The sequence below is a fragment of the Sphingomonas oligophenolica genome, assembly GCF_039522915.1.
Lineage (GTDB): Bacteria > Pseudomonadota > Alphaproteobacteria > Sphingomonadales > Sphingomonadaceae > Sphingomonas > Sphingomonas oligophenolica.
In genome coordinates this window covers 193303-212225 of sequence record NZ_BAAAEH010000002.1, presented here as the reverse complement: position 1 = coordinate 212225, position 18923 = coordinate 193303, and the positions used below count along the sequence as shown (strand labels likewise).

16 protein-coding genes are annotated in these 18923 nt (G+C 68.2%); 6 read left to right on the top strand and 10 right to left on the bottom strand.

The genetic code is table 11. The features are described from left to right. Positions 1-46 precede the first annotated feature (46 nt). On the bottom strand, positions 47-865 hold the full coding sequence (locus ABD050_RS01350) for a heavy metal-binding domain-containing protein (protein ID WP_343887316.1): 819 nt from the start codon (positions 863-865) through the stop codon (positions 47-49). Then, positions 865-1827 carry a heavy metal-binding domain-containing protein gene (locus ABD050_RS01345; protein ID WP_343887315.1) on the bottom strand — a complete coding sequence of 321 codons (963 nt, stop codon included), beginning with the start codon at positions 1825-1827 and terminating at the stop codon, positions 865-867. Before ABD050_RS01345 ends, ABD050_RS01350 begins: the two co-directional genes overlap by 1 nt. Positions 1828-2056: 229 nt before the next feature. Here ABD050_RS01345 and ABD050_RS01340 point away from each other — a divergent pair, with 229 nt between their 5' ends. From ABD050_RS01340 to ABD050_RS01330, 3 genes are all read left to right on the top strand, one after another. Further along, complete coding sequence (locus tag ABD050_RS01340) at positions 2057-4456, top strand: phosphoketolase family protein (protein WP_343887314.1); 2400 nt, start codon at positions 2057-2059, stop codon at positions 4454-4456. Next, positions 4444-5538, top strand: coding sequence for an acetate kinase (locus ABD050_RS01335; RefSeq protein ID WP_343887313.1), 1095 nt, complete (start codon positions 4444-4446; stop codon positions 5536-5538). Before ABD050_RS01340 ends, ABD050_RS01335 begins: the two co-directional genes overlap by 13 nt. A gap of 85 nt (positions 5539-5623) precedes the next feature. Then, a complete protein-coding gene (locus ABD050_RS01330; protein WP_343887312.1) occupies positions 5624-7345 on the top strand; it encodes a sensor domain-containing diguanylate cyclase in 1722 nt (573 codons plus the stop codon). A gap of 15 nt (positions 7346-7360) precedes the next feature. Here the strand turns inward: ABD050_RS01330 and ABD050_RS01325 are convergent, their stop codons facing one another. The 4 genes from ABD050_RS01325 to ABD050_RS01310 all read right to left on the bottom strand — a co-directional run bounded on the left by ABD050_RS01325 (position 7361) and on the right by ABD050_RS01310 (position 10077). After that, on the bottom strand, positions 7361-8299 hold the full coding sequence (locus ABD050_RS01325; RefSeq protein ID WP_343887311.1) for an alpha/beta hydrolase family protein: 939 nt from the start codon (positions 8297-8299) through the stop codon (positions 7361-7363). Further along, on the bottom strand, positions 8296-9153 hold the full coding sequence (locus tag ABD050_RS01320) for a sterol desaturase family protein (protein WP_343887310.1): 858 nt from the start codon (positions 9151-9153) through the stop codon (positions 8296-8298). Before ABD050_RS01320 ends, ABD050_RS01325 begins: the two co-directional genes overlap by 4 nt. 5 nt (positions 9154-9158) lie before the next feature. After that, positions 9159-9602 carry an EF-hand domain-containing protein gene (locus ABD050_RS01315; protein WP_343887309.1) on the bottom strand — a complete coding sequence of 148 codons (444 nt, stop codon included), beginning with the start codon at positions 9600-9602 and terminating at the stop codon, positions 9159-9161. Positions 9603-9669: 67 nt separating this feature from the next. After that, positions 9670-10077 carry a hypothetical protein gene (locus ABD050_RS01310; RefSeq protein ID WP_343887308.1) on the bottom strand — a complete coding sequence of 136 codons (408 nt, stop codon included), beginning with the start codon at positions 10075-10077 and terminating at the stop codon, positions 9670-9672. A gap of 159 nt (positions 10078-10236) precedes the next feature. On the opposite strand from ABD050_RS01310, the gene ABD050_RS01305 reads away from it, so the two are divergent. Beyond that, complete coding sequence (locus tag ABD050_RS01305; RefSeq protein WP_343887307.1) at positions 10237-10953, top strand: response regulator; 717 nt, start codon at positions 10237-10239, stop codon at positions 10951-10953. After that, positions 10950-12284 carry an ATP-binding protein gene (locus ABD050_RS01300; RefSeq protein ID WP_343887306.1) on the top strand — a complete coding sequence of 445 codons (1335 nt, stop codon included), beginning with the start codon at positions 10950-10952 and terminating at the stop codon, positions 12282-12284. The genes ABD050_RS01305 and ABD050_RS01300 overlap by 4 nt, the downstream gene beginning before the upstream one ends. Before the next feature lies 1 nt (position 12285). Here the strand turns inward: ABD050_RS01300 and ABD050_RS01295 are convergent, their stop codons facing one another. Further along, complete coding sequence (locus tag ABD050_RS01295; protein WP_343887427.1) at positions 12286-14781, bottom strand: ABC transporter permease; 2496 nt, start codon at positions 14779-14781, stop codon at positions 12286-12288. An 11-nt stretch (positions 14782-14792) separates the two neighbouring features. Then, positions 14793-15503, bottom strand: coding sequence for an ABC transporter ATP-binding protein (locus ABD050_RS01290; protein ID WP_343887305.1), 711 nt, complete (start codon positions 15501-15503; stop codon positions 14793-14795). Positions 15504-15546: 43 nt separating this feature from the next. On the opposite strand from ABD050_RS01290, the gene ABD050_RS01285 reads away from it, so the two are divergent. Further along, entirely contained in the window at positions 15547-16266 is a 720-nt protein-coding gene (locus ABD050_RS01285; protein ID WP_343887304.1) for an arylesterase, read from the top strand. Positions 16267-16275: 9 nt separating this feature from the next. Here the strand turns inward: ABD050_RS01285 and ABD050_RS01280 are convergent, their stop codons facing one another. After that, positions 16276-16938 (bottom strand): helix-turn-helix domain-containing protein, encoded by a 663-nt coding sequence (locus ABD050_RS01280; RefSeq protein ID WP_343887303.1) that lies wholly within the window; start codon positions 16936-16938, stop codon positions 16276-16278. A 523-nt stretch (positions 16939-17461) separates the two neighbouring features. After that, a complete protein-coding gene (locus ABD050_RS01275) occupies positions 17462-18679 on the bottom strand; it encodes a hypothetical protein (protein ID WP_343887302.1) in 1218 nt (405 codons plus the stop codon). Between the last annotated feature and the right edge of the window lie 244 nt (positions 18680-18923).

Below are 18923 nucleotides of genomic sequence, written 5' to 3'. Positions count from 1 at the left end.
GCCATGTCGGCTTTCGGGGCTTCCCCTCCTTTCGGGAGGAAAAGATTCAGCTGTTCACCGACAATACCAGTTGCGGATCCGGAATCTCGCCCGGCTCATGCCCGTCGATCGTCACCACCGCCGTGCCGATCGCGAAGAACTCGATGACATGAGTCGCCCAGCCGTGGCTGCCCTCGTGCAGGTCAGCGCCCACCACGCCCTCGGCGCCGGCCTGGGTTGCCTCGAGCTGCATCCGCTCCATCGCGATTTCGCGCGCTTCGTAGAGCGCGACGCTGAAATTGGTCAGTTCGACATTCTGCCCGACGCTGCCGATCGAGGCGAAGACGCCGCGGCGGGCGACATGATAGACGCAGCTGCCCATCACCATCTCGAGCGGGCGATAGCCGGCATGAAGCAGCGTCCAGAAATCCTGCCCCGACAGCGCCGAGGTGAAGGGCTCGCCCTTGGGGCCCTTGAAGCCCTGATGACCCTTGGCGTGGACGATGCCGGTGCCGATCGCGACGAATTCGAGGACCTTCTCGTCCCATTCCATCCGCTTCACCGTCAGCCGCACGCCGACGATGCCGTCAGCGCCCATCGCCTTGGCCTCGGCGCGCATCCGCTCCATCGCCAGCGCGCGCGCCTCGTACATCGCGGTGCTCAGCACATCGAGCTCGCAGCTCGTGCTCCAGCCGGCGAACTGCATGCCGAGATGATAGATGCACGAACCGACGCACAAGCCCACCGGCTCGAACCCGGCCTTGCGGACGAGCAGGAACTCGTTGACCGAGAAATCCGAGGTGAAGACGCCGCCCGGATGCCCCTCGCGCCTGAGCCCGGCGAGCCGCGCCAGCGCGTGCTCGGGGATCGCCTGTTGATCAGCCATCAGATGTCACCTTCCTGGTCCTGGACGTCGCTCTCATAGGATGAATGGCGCGGCGCATCGGGCGTGCGCAGCGGCGAGAGATCGTCGCGCATGTCGACGACCATCTCGATCTCGTGCGGCACCGGCGCGCCATATTTCGCGTCGACCACCGTGCCGATGACGATATGCCGGCCGAGGAACGCCGGTGGCTGCTTGTCGCGCTCGCGCTCGATCAGCTGGCCGAAATTGGTGTGGGCGAGCACGCCATTGCCCATCTCGCGCACCTTGTCGCGGAGATCGGCATGGGCCTCGCGGCGGATCATTTCCCAGAAATGCATGAGGTCGCGTAGCGGCACGTTGCCCGAAAAGAGGCTGCGCGCCCGCTGGGTGTTCCACAGCGCCTGGTTGTCGCCCCAGCCGGCACCGTAACCCGCGCCGGCCCAGGCGCCGAGCCAGTCATAGCGCGCGCCGACGGCGATGCCGGTGGGGACGATATCGGCTTCGAGCAGGCGGACGAATTCGAGCGCGGACACAGTCGAGATCACCGGTGACGGGCTCGGCTCGAGCCGGTCGATCTTCACCGCGGTGCCGATCAGGGTGAAATCCATGCTGCTCGCCATGCTGTGGCGGAGCGTGCGCATCTTCACATCGACCACTGCATTGGCGCCGGCCGCGATCGCCTCGCGGCGGATGCGGTCCAGCGCGTCGTGCCAGCCCTGGGCATGGCCCTCGGTCCAGCTCCACCCATAGCTGAACCAGCAGGTGCCCGAGACCGTCGCGACCGGGCGGATGCCGTGGCTGCGGCTGAGGAGCAGCTCGGCCGGGCTCATCGTCGCGACCCAGGCGCCCTTCCCCGCCGCCGCGCCGGCGAGCCGCTCAGTGACGAAATCGGGGAGGCCGTTGCGGTCGAGCGCGATTTCCCAGGCGCGGCACCGCTCCAGCGCGGCGCCTGAGGGCTGTGCCGTTTTCCCGAAAAGACCCATGGAAATATCCGCCCGCTGCCGTCGGCGGGAAATGCCCCAAGGCGCGGCCGGATGCCAGACATTTCGACCATCCCCCGGCCCAGGGCGCGCACTGACCGGACCAGCGCAAATTGCTTGACGGGCCGCGTCCGGTATCCCGCGATCAGGACTAAGGGACAGTCCGTATGTCGCGCCGGCGAACAGTCCCCCAAGGAAGCCCCGATCCACGCCGAAGACAGGGAACCGAGACATGCGCCATGCCCCAGCGGAACTGGCCGAACGCCCTGCTGACCCCGCCCCCGGCCCGCTCTCGCCCGAGCTGCTGCGGCGCATGCACGGCTATTGGCGCGCGGCCAATTACCTGTCGGTCGGACAGATCTATCTGCGCGCCAACCCGCTGCTCGAGCGGCCGCTGACGATCGCCGACGTCAAGCCGCGCCTGCTCGGCCATTGGGGGACCACGCCCGGGCTGAACCTGCTCTACGTCCATCTCAACCGGCTGATCGTCGAGCATGACCTGAACATGATCGCGGTGATCGGCCCCGGCCATGGCGGCCCCGGCCTGGTCGCCAACACCTGGCTCGAGGGCAGCTATACCGAGCGCTATCCGGCGATCGAGCGCAGCCGTAACGGGATGGAGCGGCTGTTTCGCCAATTCTCCTGGCCGGGGGGCATCCCGAGCCATGTCGCGCCCGAGACGCCGGGGTCGATCCATGAGGGCGGCGAGCTCGGCTATTCGCTTGCCCATGCCTATGGCGCCGTGTTCGACAATCCGGATCTGATCGTCGCCTGCGTGGTCGGCGACGGCGAGGCCGAGACGGGGGCGCTGGCGACGAGCTGGCACAGCAACAAGTTCCTGAACCCGGCGCGCGACGGCGCGGTGCTGCCGATCCTCCATCTCAACGGCTTCAAAATCGCCAATCCGACCATCCTGGCGCGGATCGGGCTCGACGAACTCGACGAGCTGATGCGCGGCTATGGCTATGACCCCTATCTCGTCGAGGGCGACGATCCCGAAGAGGTCCATCAGCTGCTCGCCGCGACGCTCGACACCGTGCTGGCGGAAATCCGCGCGATCCAGGCAGCGGCGCGCGACGGCAGCGATGGCGGCGAACGGCCGCGCTGGCCGATGATCGTGCTGAAGACGCCCAAGGGCTGGACCGGGCCGAAGATCGTCGACGGCAAGCCGGTGGAGGGAACCTGGCGCGCGCACCAGGTGCCGATCGCCGATTTCGATGACCCCGAGCATCTCCGCCAGCTCGAGGAATGGATGCTGAGCTATCGCCCGGCCGAGCTGTTCGACGAGTGCGGCAAGTTCCGCGACGAATACGCCTCGCTCGCCCCGACCGGGCACCGCCGGATGGGATCGAACCCGCATGCCAATGGCGGCGAGCTGCTGGTGCCGCTCTCGCTCCCCGATTTCCGCGACCACGCCGTCGCCCTGCCCGGCCCCGGCCAGGTCAAGGCAGCGGCGACGGCGGTGCTCGGCGGCTGGCTGCGCGACGTGATGGCCTACAACATGGATGCGGCGAACTTCCGCCTGTTCGGTCCCGACGAGACCGCGTCGAACCGGCTCCAGTCAGTCTATGACGTAACCGGCAAGGCGTGGATGGCGGAAACCGAAGCGGTCGACGAGAATCTCAGTCGCGACGGCCGGGTGATGGAGGTGCTCAGCGAGCATCTCTGCCAGGGCTGGCTCGAGGGCTATCTGCTGACCGGCCGGCACGGCCTGTTCTCCTGCTACGAGGCCTTCGTCCACATCGTCGATTCAATGCTCAACCAGCATGCCAAATGGCTGAAGGTGACGCGGACCATCCCGTGGCGGAAGCCGATCGCCTCGCTCAATTACCTGCTGACCTCGCATGTCTGGCGGCAGGACCATAATGGCCTGTCGCACCAGGACCCTGGGTTCATCGACCACGTCGCCAACAAGAAGGCGGACGTGGTGCGGATCTATCTGCCGCCCGACGCCAACACCCTGCTCTCGGTCGCCAGCCACTGCCTGCGCAGCCGGCATTATGTGAACGTGATCGTCGCCGGCAAGAATCCCGAATGGCAATGGCTCGGGATCGACGAAGCCGTGCGCCACTGCACCGCTGGCGCCGGCATCTGGGAGTGGGCGAGCGACGCGGGCGAGCCCGATGTGGTGATGGCCTGCGCCGGCGACGTGCCGACGCTGGAGACGATGGCGGCGGTGATGCTGCTGCGGGAATTCGTCCCCGACATCCGCATCCGGGTGGTCAATGTCGTCGACCTGATGGTGCTCCAGCCGCAGAGCGAACATCCCCACGGGCTCGACGAGCGCGCCTTCGATGCGCTGTTCACCACCGACAAGCCGGTCATCTTCGCCTTCCACGGCTATCCGTCGCTGGTCCACAAGCTGACCTATCGGCGGACCAACCATGCCAATATCCATGTCCGCGGCTACAAGGAGGAAGGCACGACCACCACGCCGTTCGACATGGTCGTGCTCAACGATCTCGATCGCTACCGCCTTGCCCTCGACGCGATCGAGCGGATCCCGCGGCTGCGCGACCGGGTGACGGCCGAGACTGACCGCTATTGGGCGATGATGGAGCGCCACAAGCTCTACATTGCCGAGCATGGCGACGATTTGCCCGAGATCCGCGACTGGCAATGGAAGCGGTGAACCGGGGGGTGAGCGAGCGCCTGACTGTCCTGACGCTCAACGAGGGCTCTTCCTCGCTCAAATTCGGGCTTTACGCGGCCGGGTCCGGCGCGGCGGCGCTGCTTGCCGAGGGCGCGGTGGACACCAGCCCGGGGCATGACGAGAGCTTCGACCGGATCGAGGCTGCGCTCGGCGGGGTGCGGCCCGGGGCGATCGGCCACCGTATCGTCCATGGCGGGCCCGACCTGTTCGAGCCGGCGCTGATCGATGCCGCGGTGATCGCGAAGCTCGAGGCGGCAACCGACTTCGCGCCGCTGCACGGCCCGGCGGCGCTCGCGCTGATCCGCGCCGCGGCCGAGCGCTATCCCGAGCTCCCGCAGGTCGCCTGCTTCGACACCGGCTTCCACGCGCACCTGCCCGATGTCGCCGCGGTGCTGCCGATCCCGAAGGCGCTGCGTAGCGCGGGCATCAGGCGCTACGGCTTTCACGGCCTGTCGTGCCAGTCGATCGTGCATCAACTCGGCAGCGCCCTGCCCGACCGGCTGATCATCGCGCATCTCGGCAGCGGCGCGAGCGTCACTGCGGTGCGTGCCGGCCGCTCGGTCGACACAAGCATGGGCCTCACCCCCTCGGGCGGGGTGGTGATGGCCACGCGCGCGGGCGACCTCGACCCGGGCGTGCTGCTCTACCTGATGCGCGTGCGGGGCATGGACGCAGGCGCGATCGAGGCGCTGGTCGACGGGCAGTCGGGGATGCTCGGCATCTCGGGCCGCTCGGGCGATCTCCGCAGGCTCCACGCAGCCGGCGACGCTGATGCCGCGCTCGCCATCGCGATCTTCTGCCGCTCGGTCGCCAAGCAGATCGCCGCGATGATGGCGGCGCTCGGCGGCGCCGACCTGATCGTCTTCACCGGCGGCATCGGCGAGCATGACGGTGCGGTGCGGGACGCGATCCGCGCCGACCTCGCCTGGGCGGGGCCGGTCGCGACGCAGGTGCTGCCGTCGCGGGAGGGCGAGCAGATCGCGCGCGGGGCAGCCGCCGCGCTCGGCGTCTTCATGGTCCACAAGGGCTGGCCGATGCTGCGCGAACCCGATAACGACTGAACCGGCAAGCCGGGTAAGACTTTCCACACGCGATAGCGTCATAACGAGAGACATGAGGAGGATCAGGGAATCATACCGGGAGGTCATGGCCAGCCTGCTGGTCGCCATGATCGGCATCGTGATCGCCTGCTGTCCGTTCCCCGCCGCCGCCGAGACCTTGCGGCTCAACGATACGCTCTGCCACGCCGTCACCCCATTGCAGCAGGCCGACGCTCCCCTCCCCGCGCTGCGCTTCAGTTGCCGGGGATCGTCGACCGGCTATCAGCAGGCAAGCCTCTGGCTGCGCGCCGACCTGAAGCGGCTGCCGGTCGATCGGGGCGATGTCGTGCTGATGCTCCACCAGTCGCGCTTCGACCGGCTGGTCGTGAGCTTCTCCTATGCCGACGGCACCGTCCAGCGCCAGCAGGTGAGCAGCGGCGCCTATGGATCGCACTGGCGCGCGGGCGGGCAGATCGCTTTCGAAGCGCCGGTCCGCGACGCGCCGCTGGTCGCGGTGACGGCGCGGTTCGACGGCCTCGCCAGCGAGAACCTGCTCCACCTCCGGCTCGTGACCCGGGGCGAGGCCGGTGCGCAGTCGGCGGCGCTCGCGGCGGCGATCGGCGCTGCGCTGATGCTGCTGCTGGTCGCCATCCTCTACAATCTGTCGCTCGCCGCCGCGGTGCGGCGCCAGTTCCTTGCCTGGCACGGCGCCTGGGCCGCGTGCATGCTGCTCTGGGGCCTGATCTGGTCGCAACTCGACCTGCTCGCGGTGCCCGCGATGGCCGGGACGCTGTCGTCGCAGACCTGCACCTTCCTCGCCTGTCTCGCGATCACGCTGGCGACGGCCAGCGTCGTCACCTCGCTCGGCCGCGACGTGCTGCCGGCCCGCGCCCGGATCGCGACGCTCGCGCTCGGCGGCGCGGTCGCGCTGTTCGGCATCCCGCTCGCGTTGGTGCGCAGCGCGGCGATCGACGCGCTGGCCGGCGTGGCGGGCATCCTCATCCTGACCGATCTCGCCACCGTCGCCGCCTGCCTCGCCTGGGCGTGGCGGCGCGGCAGCGCCGAGGCGCGCGACTTCTCGGCGGCATGGGCGCTGCCGATGGCGACGCTCGCGCTGATCCAGCTGGTCGATATCGACGGCGCCTTCTGGGGCGCCGGCTCGAAGCTCGTGATCCTCGTCGCGGCGGCGTGGCAGACGCTGTGGCTGTCGATCGCCGCGACCAGGCGCTTCGCGCAGCTCCGCATCGAGCGCGACCGCGCCCGGGCCGACGAAGCGCGGGCAAGCGAGCTGGCGCGGCGCGATCCGCTCACCGGCCTGCGCAACCGGCGCGGCTTCATCGAGACGATCGGGCCGCTCGTCGACCATGAGCGATCCGCCGGCGCGCCGGTGGCGCTGCTGCTGATCGACATCGACCAGTTCAAGTCAGTCAACGACGCCCATGGCCATGAGGCAGGCGACAAGGTGCTGATCACCATCGCCGAGCGGCTGCAGCGATGGGAAGGCCCGATGTGCGCGGCCGCGCGGCTCGGCGGCGAGGAGTTCGCGCTGATGATCGCCGGGATCGAGGGCTTCGCGCTGGCGCGCTTCGCCGAGAGCGTCTGCCGGGAGATCGGTGCCTGCGATCACCGCGACGCGATCGGCGAGCGGCAGGTGACGGCGAGCATCGGCGTCGCCGAGACGCGGGCGCAGGGCGACTTCCAGGCGCTCTACCGGCTCGCCGACGAGGCGCTCTATGCCGCCAAGCAGGGAGGCCGCAACCGGGTGGTCGTTCGCCGGTTCAGCCTCGCGCCGCCAGCCCCGAGCGAAGCGCGGGCAGCGCAGCTTTAGCGCGGCGAGGGAATATTATTTCCGCGCGAAACTGTCCCCCGCCGGCAGCGTCGCCGCGAACCTGTCGAGCACTGCCTGTGCTGCGGTATCGCCGTGCAGCGTCGCGCGCCAGAAGAGCCGCGTGGCCTCGATCACCACCGCGTGCACATGCGTCACCGAGGCAGTGTTGCCGAAGCCGGCCCGGCCCTGACCGCTGAAGATGCCGTGGTTCGCGCCGGCGAGCACGAGCAGATATTTGCCGCCCGCGGGCATCGCCCGGAACGGACGCTGGCGATCCTCGGCCGTGACCTTGTTGAGCCACGGTAATTCGTCCCGCGTACCGGTCACGCTGAAGAAGGGCATGGTGATGCCGCTGAACGCAACGCTGTCGGGTACGCCGATGCTCGGCTGCGGGCTGAACGCGATCGCTGCCTTCACGCGCCGGTCAAAAGGCTGGAGGCGCGCCTGGGGATAATGGGTTCCGGCGATGGCGAGCGTGGTCTGCGCGCCGAAGCTGTGGCCCGACATGCCGATCCGGGCGAGGTCGATCCGCGACAGATCGCAGGCGCCCTCGCGCCGTCGCGTCGCCAGCGCGTCGAGCACGAAATGGACGTCCCTGGTCCGCGCCTCGAGCTGCTGCGCCGACATCGCCGAGCGGAACGTGCCATTGGCGATGATGCTGCTGTCGCTGCCTGCATGCTGGAGATGGATGACGGCATTGCCGTCCCGCACCCACGCCTCGGCCCAGATCGTCCCCGCATCGAGCGACCCGCCAAGGCCGTGGCTGAACAGGATGACCGGCACCTTGCCCGTACCGGCCGGCATGCGAATTCGCACCGGCACGATGCGGTTGCCGCGCGCCGGATCCTGCCACTGCGCCTCGCAGACCGGGCCGTTCGTGGCCGGCGTCGCGACCGCGGGGGCCGCCCGTGCCGCCACCAAGGCGAGGCTGACCGCCAGCAACAGATGCTTCATATCACCTTCTCCACCGGCCTCGCGGGTGCGCTTCGGTCATGGCTTCCGGGAGGGTCGAACAGCGCCCGCCCAAGGTCGCCGAGGGTCCGCGCCTTCGCTGCATCACCGAGCATCGCGCTCCATTCGCGCACGGCGAGGCGGACCGGGTTGGCGGTGGGCGTGCGGTGGGCGAGGCCGTAACGGATCGGCTCCTCGCGCCGGACCCGCGCGAAGGTGCCGAACAGCCGGTCGAACAGAATCACCACGCCGCCATAGTTGCGATCGAGATACGCGTCGTTCGAGGCATGGTGGAGCCGGTGATGCGCGGGGGTGTTGAACACCCATTCGAGCGGGCCAAGCGTGCCGACCGCCTCGGTATGCAGGAAGAACTGGTAGCGCAGGTCGAACGCAAGCAGCGTGACGACCATCACCGGCGGAAAGCCGAGCAGCACCAGCGGAACGTAAAAGGCCCAGCCGGCCGAGAAGAGATTGGTCCAGCCGAGCCGGAACGAGGCAAGCAGCGTCATCTGCTCGGCTGAATGATGGACTGAGTGCGATGCCCAGAGCCAGCGGACGCGGTGGCTCGCGCGATGGAACCAGTAATAGGCGAATTCGACCGCAACGAAGCCGATCGCCCAGGTGCGCCAGTCGCCGAGCGGCCAGTGCACGGGTGCAAGCCGCGCCGCAAACCCGTAGACCGCGCTCAGCACGACAGCGTTGAGAAGCGCGGCGGGGATGTTGCCGGCAACCAGGCCGAGCGTGGTCAGCGCGGCGCGGCCGTCATAGCCGCGGCGCTGCGACAGGCGCCAGCCGGCCTCGGCCAGCACCAGCGCAAGCATCGTGGCGAGCCAGATCGGCGAGCGGCCGATGTCCATCGGGGTTACCGCTGCGCCAGCTTCTGGACCCGATCCCGCGCGGCGGCCATCTCCGCCTTGTCGACCCGGCCGTCATGATCGGCATCGGCGAGATCGAAGATCGGGGTCGGTGCGGCGGCCAGCTCGGCGCGGCTCACCTTGCCGTCATGGTTGGCATCGGCCTGGGCAATGAAGGCATCGAGCTTCTGGCCGGCCTGGGGTCGGAACTTCAGGATCATGCCGAAATCGTCGCGGCTGACGACCCCGTCGCCATTACGGTCCATCTTCGCGAAGCGGGCGCCTCGCGCGGCGAGGAACTCGGCCCTGGTGACGATGCCGTCGCCATTGCTATCCGCATTCTCGAACGCGTCCATCGGATCGCGGCCGCCGAACCGTTGCGCGGCAGCCGGCGCGGCGAGGCCGGCGGTGGCCGATGCGGCCAGCAATAAAATGAGCATTGTCCTGGTCATGTCTTTTCCTTGTCGGGGGTGCGGCCGCGCCCGGGGGGAGGCGCGGCCGCCGGGGGGGGGGGGGACGTCAGTGCTGCACGGATACCGTGCCCGAAACGCCGCGGCTGTTGCCGTTCGGGCCGGTCACGGTCGTGCCGAAGCTGGCGGTGCCGTCGCCATTGTTGGTCGCGGTCGTGGTGCGGCTCAGGGTGCGGCCGTCATTGGCGGTGACCGTCCGGCTGCTGTCGTACCTGCCATTGCCCCAGCTCGCATTGCGCGACGACTGGTAGCCGCGGCCGCCATTGGTCTGCAGGCTGCGCGACACGCTCGCCGAACCCGGCTGGCGGCTGACGCTGCGGGACTGGACCAGCCCGCGCCCGTTCGCGCCCTGAATGCTGAGAACATGGCCGTGCGGGCCGCGGGCCATCGCCGGCGCGGCGGACAGCGCCGCGAATGCCGCCAGGGCGGTGGTGATGGTAAGATACGCCTTGGTCATGATCGACTCCTCATGCCGCCGGCGGTGTTGCCGACATGGGATGGGAGATGGCAGCATAAGGTAAGCGCGTAGCGTCGGTCAGGTGACAAAGGGTAACATTGTGTAACACGGCATCCCGGGGCCTTTTCCGGAGCCGCCGGCCGGAGCATTCTCGTGCCCATGGAAACGATCTGCATCGCGGTGGTCGAGGATGATCGCGAGATCCGCTCGCTGGTAGTCGATCTGCTTGCCCGCGAGGGCTTCCGCGCGATCGGCTGCCCGACCGCGGTCGAGTTCGACCAGCTCAACCAGCGCCAGCGGATCGACCTCGCCATTCTCGACGTGATGCTTCCCGGCGAGGACGGCCTGTCGCTGTGCCGGCGGCTGGCCGCGGCGGGCGACGTGCCGGTACTGATGGTGACGGCGCGGGGCGACGATGTCGACCGTATCGTCGGGCTCGAGATCGGCGCCGACGATTATCTGCCCAAGCCGTTCAACCCGCGCGAGCTGGTCGCCCGGGTCCGCGCCGTGCTGCGTCGCACCCGCGAGCGGCATCGCAGCACCGCCGCCCTGCCCGCGGAACGCTATCGCTTCGGCGGCTGGACGATCGATGTCGGCACCCGTTCGGTCACCTGCCCGGCCGAAGCGCCGGTCGAGCTGACCGCCGGCGAATTCGACCTGCTGCTCTGCTTCGTCACCCATCCGCAGCGCGTGCTCAACCGCGACCAGCTGCTCGACTGGACGCGCGGTCGCAGCGCCGCTGCCTTCGACCGCGCGATCGACGTCCAGCTCGGCCGGTTGCGGCGCAAGCTCGCTGACCGGCCCGGCGGCGACACGCTGATCAAGACAGTGCGCGGCGGCGGCTACCAGTTCACCCTGCCCTCGGCACGGGCATGACGATCGGATCGAACCTGTCGCTCAGGATCACGCTGATCCTGCTGTTCGGCTTCGTCGCGCTCAACCTGATGGTGGTGGCGCTGACCACCCTGCCCTCGCGCGGCGACGCGCTGCGACCCTATAACCTGCCCCTGCCCGGCCAGGCGGCGGTGATCGCCGAAGCAATCGACCGCGCCCCGCCCGAGGCGCGCGCGGGCCTTGCCGACACTTTCAACGGCGGCCTGTACACGGTGCGGCTCGAGCCCGTCATGCCCGTGCCGGTGGCACCGGCCACCACCGACCTCGCCGAGCTGCAGGCTTATTATGCCCATGCCCTGCCGGGCCGCCCGGTGGTCGTCGACGGGCGGCGGCCGTTGATCGGCCGGCTGATCGGATCACAGCCACGTCCGGCGCGCTTCTTTGCGCCCGTTACCGTCGCGATCGGCCTGCGCCAGGGCGCGATCCTGTTCACAAGCACCCCGTCCGCGGCGATGCGCGCCTATCTGCGCTCGCGCTCGATGCTCGGCGCGATCGGCGGTCTCGTGGTATTGCTCGTCCTCGCGCTCGCGGTGCGCCAGACGACACGGCCGATCGCCGAGCTGTCGACGGGCGTGCGGCGCTTCGGCGCTGATCTCGATGCACCTGACCTGCCACTGGTCGGGCCGCGCGAGATCCGCGAGCTGGCCGGATCGTTCAACGACATGAAGGCGCGGATCCGGGGGCTGATGCAGGAGCGGACCCGGGTGCTCGCTGCGATCGCGCACGACATGCGCACCTATCTGACCCGGCTGCGGCTGCGCGCCGAATATATCGACGATCCGGAGCAGCGCGCGCGGGCGGCGCGGGACCTGGACGAGATGGCGGCCTTGCTGAACGATACGCTGTTCCTCGCCGAGGACGAGGCGCGGGCGCCGTCGGCGACCCGGATTGACCTGGCGGAGGTGGTGACCGGCATGGCCGCGCTGCGCCGCGAGCTGGGCGAGGCGGTGACGGCTGAGGCGAGCAGTGCTGCCCGGGTCATGGCGAACCCGATGGGCGTGCGGCGGATCCTCGATAACCTGGTGGACAATGGCCTGCGCCACGGCAGCGCGGTCCGCATCGGCATCGACCATGCGGAGGGCGCGATCGAGCTGGTCGTCGAGGATGACGGCCCGGGCGTGGCGCCCGACATCCTCGCGCGGCTCGGCGAGCCCTTCACCCGCGGCGACTCGTCGCGCAACCGCGAGACCGGCGGCGCGGGCCTCGGCCTCGCCATCGTCCGGGCGCTGGCGGCGCGCGACGGGGCCGAGGTCAGGTTCGCCAATCGGGCCGAAGGCGGGCTGCGGGTGACGATCCGCTACGCAGCGGCGTAACTCACAGCTCACGCAGCACCCGCGCGGGCCGTACGCCGAGGATCGGCCAGGCGCCGGCGAGGCCGAGGCCCATGACGATCGCGATGCCGCCCAGCAGCGTGGCCGCGACAACGCCGTAATCGGGCAACCAGGCGAACTCGAACAGCTCGACCACGACATACCAGGCGCCGCCCAGCCCGAGCGCGAGCGCGAGCAAGGCGAGGACTGCGCTCAGCATGGCATATTCGATCGCCTGGCTCGCCAGCACCTGGGCGCGGGTCGCGCCGAGCGTGCGCAGGATGACGCTGTCATAGGTGCGCGCCTCGCGCGCCGCGGCGATCGCGCCGACCAGCACGGCGATGCCGGCGAGCACCGCGACCGAGGTGGCGGCGGTGATCGCGGCCGCCATCTGCGCGACGAGATCGCGCACCTGGGCAAGGACGCCGCCGACCTCGATCACCGAGACCGAGGGGAATGGCGCGAGCAGCGCGCGGAGCACTGCCTGGATGCGGCCCCGGGGCACATCGATGGTGGCGGCGAGATTGTGCGGCGCGTCCGAGATCGCGTTGGGCGAGAAGACCAGCACATAGTTGAAGCCGAGCGTATCCCATTCGATCTCCCGGAAGGAGGCGATCGTGGCGGTGCGCTCGACGCCGAGCAGGCTGTAGCTGAGCGTGTCGCCGATCTTCACGCCGAGCGCCTCGGCGAGTTTGGAATCGATCGAGACGAGCGGCGGCCCGGCATAGTCTTTCGGCCACCAATGGCCGGCCGTGAGTACGCTGCCCTCGGGGAGGGTCTCGGCATAAGTGAGGCCACGCTCGCCGCGCAGCGCCCAGGCGCCCTCGGGGATGGCCTTGAGATCGGCGACGCGGACCTTGCCATAGCCGGTGATGGTGCCGCGCATCGCCGGGACGGTCGCGACCTTCGCGTTCGGCGCGATGCCGGCGATGACGCGGCGGAATTCAGCCTCGCGGGTGGAGGGCACGTCGAGCGCGAACAAGGCGGGCGCGCGGGCCGGGACGGTGCGGGCGATATTGGCGTCGATGCTGGTGCGGATCGCCGCGAGCAGCACGAACAGGGTCAGGCCAAGGCCGAGCGCGACGACCAGGGTGCCGGTGCGCGCGCCGGGGCGGTGGAGCGCCGCGATGGCCAGCCGGAGCAGCGGACGGCGCGATCTGGGCAGCATCGCCGCGCCCCTGCGCACCAGCCAGCCGAAGCCGGCCAGCGCGAGCAGCACGCCGGCGACCGCGCCGAGGAAGCTCGCGGTGAGCCAGGGCTGCGCGGCCGAGACCATCGCCAGCGCGACGATCGCGATGCCGGCGCCCGCCATCCAGGGGAGGATTCGGCGAAGTGGCGCGCGGCGCTGGTCGAAATGGCCGCGCAGCAGCCCCGAGGCGGGGACGCTGCCGGCGGCGACCAGAGGGGGTGCCGCGAAGGCGAAGGCGATCAGCAAGCCGTAGAGCGCGGCGAGCGCGAGCGGCATCACCTCGACCGAGAATTTCGGCGCGACCGGGAGCACATCGCCGGCGAGCGCGACGATCAGCGGGACCGCGCCGATCCCGACCGCGAGCCCGGCGGCAATGCCGATGCCCGCCACGACGCCGATCTGGAGCACATAGATGCGCGCGATGATCCCCGATGTCGCGCCGAGGATCTTGAGCGTGGCGATGCCCGGGCGGCGCGCGGCGAGATAGGAGGAGACGCCGTTGCCGACGCCGATCCCGGCGATCACCAGGGCCGAGAGCGCGACCAGCATCAGGAACTGGCCCATCCGCTCGACGAAGCGCGCCGCGCCCGGGGTGGCGCGGTCCCGCGTCTTGGCCTGCCAGCCGCCATCGGGGAAGCGCGCCTTGAAGCGATCGGCGAGCGCCTGGAGGTTGCGGCCCCCGCGCACCGCAATGCGATATTTGCTGTTGTACAGGCTGCCCGGCTGGATCAGCCCGGTGCGCGCCATGCCGGCGGTGGAGACGATCGCGACGGGGCCGAGGGTGAAGCCCTCGCCGAGCCGGTCGGGCTCCTGCGCGATGACGCCGCCGACCCTGAACATCGCCGAGCCGAGGCGGAAAGTGGCGCCCGGGCGGGCGCCGAGCCGCTCGGCGAGCGCCGGCGCGATCCAGGCGGTGGTCGCGTCCGGCGCCTGCACTGAGCGGCCATCGGCCAGCGTGAGCGCGCCGTAGAGCGGATAGGCGCCGTCGACCGCCTTGAGCTCGATCGGCACGATCAGCGGCGCGGCGGGCGTGCCGCCGACGGCGGTGCCCTGCATTCGCGCGGTCTCCGACACGGTGCCGAGCGAGGCCATCGCGGCGCGCTCGTCAGCCGTTGCGGGGCGCTGCGACACGGCGAATTCGAGATCGCCGCCGAGCACCGTCGCGCCGCGCGCGGCGAGCTCGCGCTGGATCGCCTGGGTGAGGCTGCCGATCGCGGCGAGCGCGCCGACGCCGAGGAACAGGCAGGCGAGCAGCAGCCGCAGCCCGCGGAACTTCAGGTCGAGCTCGCGCCGCGCGAGCCGCCACGCCATGCGCCAGTCGTTCACGCGGGCACGCCGGGTGCGTGGTCAGCGACGATCCTGCCATCGGCGAGCTCGACGATCCGGTCGCAGCGCTCGGCGAGATGCGCGTCGTGGGTGATGACGATCAAGGTCGCGCCGGCCGCCTTTTGCCGCTCGAACAGCAGGTCCATGATCGCGGCGCCGGTCTTCGTGTCGAGATTGCCGGTCGGCTCGTCAGCGAAGACAAGCGCCGGCCGCGGGCCGAGCGCGCGGGCGATGGCGACGCGCTGCTGCTCGCCGCCCGAGAGCTGCGCCGGATAATGATCGAGCCGGTGGGCAAGACCGACCGCCTCGAGCTCGGCATCGGCGCGGGCGAAGGCGTCGGGGATGCCGGCAAGCTCCATCGGCACGGCGACATTCTCGCGCGCCGTCATGGTCGGCAGCAAATGAAAGGCCTGGAGGACGATGCCGATCCGGCCGCGCCGGGCACGGGCCAGCGCATCCTCGTCAAGCACGCCGAAATCGAGCCCGGCGACCTCGACCTTGCCCGAGGTGGCGCGCTCGAGCCCGGAGAGGATCGCCATCAGCGAGGATTTCCCCGAGCCCGACGGCCCGAGCAGCGCGACGCTCGAGCCGCGCGCGACATCGAGATCGATGCTGCGCAGGATATTGGTCGGCGCGGGCGCTGCGCCGAGGGTCAGCGTGACAGCGCGCGCTGAGATCACCATATCGGCGTTTGAATCATTCGGCATGAAGGGGAAAATCGCCTTGGAGCGTGGACCGATACGTTATGGGGTGGCGGCGCTGCTTCTCCAAGTGGTGCTGTTGGGGGGGCTGTTGGCCGGATGCGACGGCCAGCCGACGCCAGCGCCCTCCCCTGCTCCGGGCGCCACTGTCGCTGACGTCGCGCCGCTCGATGCGCCGCGCCCGGCCGGCCCGGAGCGGCTGGTGCTCGCGTTCGGCGACAGCCTCTATGCCGGATATGGCCTGCCGCGCGGGCAGAGCCTGCCCGATGCCATCCAGATGCGGCTGCGGCGACAGGGGATCAACGCGACCTTCGTCAATGCCGGCGTCTCGGGCGACACCAGCGCCGACGGCCGGGCGCGGCTTGCGTTCGCGCTCGACAATTTGTCGCGCAAGCCCGACCTGGTGATGCTCGGCCTCGGCGGCAATGATGCGCTCCGCCAGATCGCGCCCGCCGAGACGCGCGCCAATCTCGCCGCGATGCTCGACATGCTGGCGAAGCGGCATATCCCGGTGCTGCTGACGGGGATGAAGGCGCCGCCCAATCTCGGGCCCGATTATGGCGATGCGTTCGACCGGATCTGGCCTGACCTGGCGGCGCAGTACAAGACCGGGCTGTATCCGTTCATCCTCGACGGGGTGATCGGCGAGCCGAAGCTGATCCAGGGCGATCATATCCATCCTGATATGGCGGGGGTGGCGGTGATTGCGGACCGGCTGGCGCCGGTCGTGGCCGGGCGGCTGAAGGGGGCAGAGCAAGGCGGCGGTTGAGCGGCGCGCCTAGCCATAGCCGCGAGGCTGGGGCTTGAGCGGGGCGTAGACCGGGGCCCAGAAGACCGGGCGGGGTCGTTCGGGCTCGGGTGTCAGCTCGGGGCGCGGCGCTGATGGTGGGTTGGAGTCGGGCGCTGGCGCCGGATCGGGCTCCGGATCGGCCTCGGGCTTTGTTGCCGCGCCCGGTTCCGGCTCCGGTTCAGCAGCTTCGGGCTGCGTCTGGCACGGCTCCGCTCGAAAGGGTGACTCGGGGTCGTTAACGCGGGCGAGCGCGCGTTCGAACATTTCGATGATGCCGGGCTCCTCCTTGTCTTCCGCCTGGCCGCCCCATTTCTTCGGCTGGCGGACACGCAGCCAGTTCAGCGCGGCGACCGGATCGGGCGGGAGATGGTCAGTGTAGGTCGCGTAGACCGGATCGGGGTCGCCGGCATGCTTGAAGACTTTGGTGCGCTGGACGGAGCACCCCACGGCGCGGGAATAGAGCGCGCGTTCGACCCGGGCATCGGCGTGCTCCTTGCCGGCGACGACCGCCTCGGCGAACTCCTCATGCGTGTTGCGCCAGCGATAGATGGTGCGGACGCAGACCCCGAAATGCTCGGCGAGCTCTTCGTCGGTGGCGCCGAGGCGGCACATGGCGCGGGCCTGATCGGCGAAATCTGGGCTGTAGATCATGGCGCCGGGGTAGCGCGGGTCGGGTTGGGGTTGAATCGCGGGTGGGTGGAGTCAGAATGTCATGTGGGTTGCTGACATTTCGGGTGGGGAGGCGTGTGTAGAATTATGTATATAAATCAATAGTTTCATCGTTATGATTCAGAGTTTAAGTAAGCTGGCAACCTCTCGTGCCACCGGTGGTGACTGTCAGCCCATGGATCAAAGTAAGGTGTTTATCCCCATCATCGGCCAAGGGGATAATCGCCTAGGAGTAAGTATAGTGTCCCAAATTTTATGCTCAGGCGCTGAATTTGGATTATTGAACGTAGCATCGTAACTCGAAACCCGGTCAGACGATGTGCCGTTCCGCGGGTGTATCGGATTGCTCATGAGAGCATATCGGTACTGCCGCGAGAATATCCGCCTCAAATTAAGATCACGACTGCAATGCTAACGCTCTCGGGACGAAGAGTTCGTCTGAACTATTCGCTTGTTCCCAACGATCACGCGGCCTGAAGAAACGCTACGGCGGCGGCATATCTGCTTAACGACACTCGGCCGGGTCGATACCCAGTGCCTTGCAACGTCCAAGGGCGAGGGCGGCCTCTTGCTCGACGGGAGAAGACGAATCTAACGTCGATTTGAGCTCCGATTTCGACAGAGGAGACTTCCCGACCAGCGCTTGCGCCAGCTTCGCTATATGGCTCAAGTCAAGCCCGCCGATTGTTGCTTTGTTGCTATCGATGGTCGCGAAAGCCGTCACGTCTGCGCCTGTCACGGTCGTTGTACCTTTGGAGCCGGGCGAAGCCGGAATTGGTGGACTCTGGCCAACGCCCGTGCCTGGCTTGCGCCAGGTGTTGACGGCGAACGCGATCAACGGATTGTCTAGTGGAACTGCTGCATCAGGCGGCGAATCCGCGCAAGCACCCGTCTTCTTATAATAAACGATGCGTGCGCCGCCTCCCGGCTTCCAATAGCAATATTTCCCCAAATCACCGAGCGGAAGGACGTGCAGGCCAGCAACATTGCCTTGGAAGGGATAAACGACGGCCTGCGCTCCCGCCACTAGACCGCTTTCGGCGCAGCCTGCATCGTTCGCTTGCTCTTCGTTCGTCGCAAGCGTTGCGTCCATGATCGCGTCCGGATTGCCGGTCTGCCCGTCAGCGACGTTCGACGAGAAGATTTCCTGCGTCAAGTCGCCCGCCATCTTAAGGCCTTCGGCGTAAGGATTCGCTGGGAGGGGCAACGCGCCTGTAACCTTCACCAAACTTTGGAAGACCTTAAATTCCGGCGAGCCTTGGTCGGTTTGCACGAAATAAAACGCGATACCGATCCCCGAATATTCCACACCTTTAGGTGTCAGATCGTATTTTTCCATTGTTTTTACGTTCTTGATCGGCGCCAGAAATAACGAGTTACCGACCTTCTCCGCGTTCAGGTTGATCGATCGCGAAAATGGCTTGGGCGCGTCAGTGCCGTCCATTCGCCTCAGACTAACGTCCAGCTTTGCACCAAGCGATTTTGACGCGGAAAACAGACTGGTTATCCAGCTCGTCGAGCGCTGGATCTGCAGCTGAGCGATGTTAATCGAAACATAATATTTGCTGACGTCAACGCATTTACCGTCGAGCGAAGATGCGACTACAGTCTTGATGGGCACAAACACGCCACCAACCAACGGTGCTTCCGGCGTCAACGCCTGCGCGAACACAGGTTGAGCAATCAAACTCGAAAGCGCGACCAGCGCCACACCGATGCGCATATCAACCTCACTAATAAAACACAGCTGATCGAAAACTATTATATAAGCAATGGACACTCCGCAATAAATAGTAGGTTCATTGTGGTGACGATTGAGATGGCCCGGGACTGGGCATTAGATGACGTGACGTAATGGAAGTAGCCGTCCTCCTGCGATTGCGGAGTCGCCCTTGCAGGCGCTCCAGGCTGGAGGATGGCTAACTCAATCGCGGCACGTAACCGAAAATGCACCAAGGCATCGGTAA

Excerpts from the sequence above, each read along its gene's own strand:
- ABD050_RS01350 (WP_343887316.1), bottom strand. The coding sequence starts at position 865 with ATGGCTGATCAACAGGCGATCCCCGAGCACGCGCTGGCGCGGCTCGCC.
- ABD050_RS01345 (WP_343887315.1), bottom strand. The coding sequence starts at position 1,827 with ATGGGTCTTTTCGGGAAAACGGCACAGCCCTCAGGCGCCGCGCTGGAG.
- ABD050_RS01340 (WP_343887314.1), top strand. The coding sequence starts at position 2,057 with ATGCGCCATGCCCCAGCGGAACTGGCCGAACGCCCTGCTGACCCCGCC.
- ABD050_RS01335 (WP_343887313.1), top strand. The coding sequence starts at position 4,444 with ATGGAAGCGGTGAACCGGGGGGTGAGCGAGCGCCTGACTGTCCTGACG.
- ABD050_RS01330 (WP_343887312.1), top strand. The coding sequence starts at position 5,624 with ATGGCCAGCCTGCTGGTCGCCATGATCGGCATCGTGATCGCCTGCTGT.
- ABD050_RS01325 (WP_343887311.1), bottom strand. The coding sequence starts at position 8,299 with ATGAAGCATCTGTTGCTGGCGGTCAGCCTCGCCTTGGTGGCGGCACGG.
- ABD050_RS01320 (WP_343887310.1), bottom strand. The coding sequence starts at position 9,153 with ATGGACATCGGCCGCTCGCCGATCTGGCTCGCCACGATGCTTGCGCTG.
- ABD050_RS01315 (WP_343887309.1), bottom strand. The coding sequence starts at position 9,602 with ATGACCAGGACAATGCTCATTTTATTGCTGGCCGCATCGGCCACCGCC.
- ABD050_RS01310 (WP_343887308.1), bottom strand. The coding sequence starts at position 10,077 with ATGACCAAGGCGTATCTTACCATCACCACCGCCCTGGCGGCATTCGCG.
- ABD050_RS01305 (WP_343887307.1), top strand. The coding sequence starts at position 10,237 with ATGGAAACGATCTGCATCGCGGTGGTCGAGGATGATCGCGAGATCCGC.
- ABD050_RS01300 (WP_343887306.1), top strand. The coding sequence starts at position 10,950 with ATGACGATCGGATCGAACCTGTCGCTCAGGATCACGCTGATCCTGCTG.
- ABD050_RS01295 (WP_343887427.1), bottom strand. The coding sequence starts at position 14,781 with ATGGCGTGGCGGCTCGCGCGGCGCGAGCTCGACCTGAAGTTCCGCGGG.
- ABD050_RS01290 (WP_343887305.1), bottom strand. The coding sequence starts at position 15,503 with ATGCCGAATGATTCAAACGCCGATATGGTGATCTCAGCGCGCGCTGTC.
- ABD050_RS01280 (WP_343887303.1), bottom strand. The coding sequence starts at position 16,938 with ATGATCTACAGCCCAGATTTCGCCGATCAGGCCCGCGCCATGTGCCGC.
- ABD050_RS01275 (WP_343887302.1), bottom strand. The coding sequence starts at position 18,679 with ATGCGCATCGGTGTGGCGCTGGTCGCGCTTTCGAGTTTGATTGCTCAA.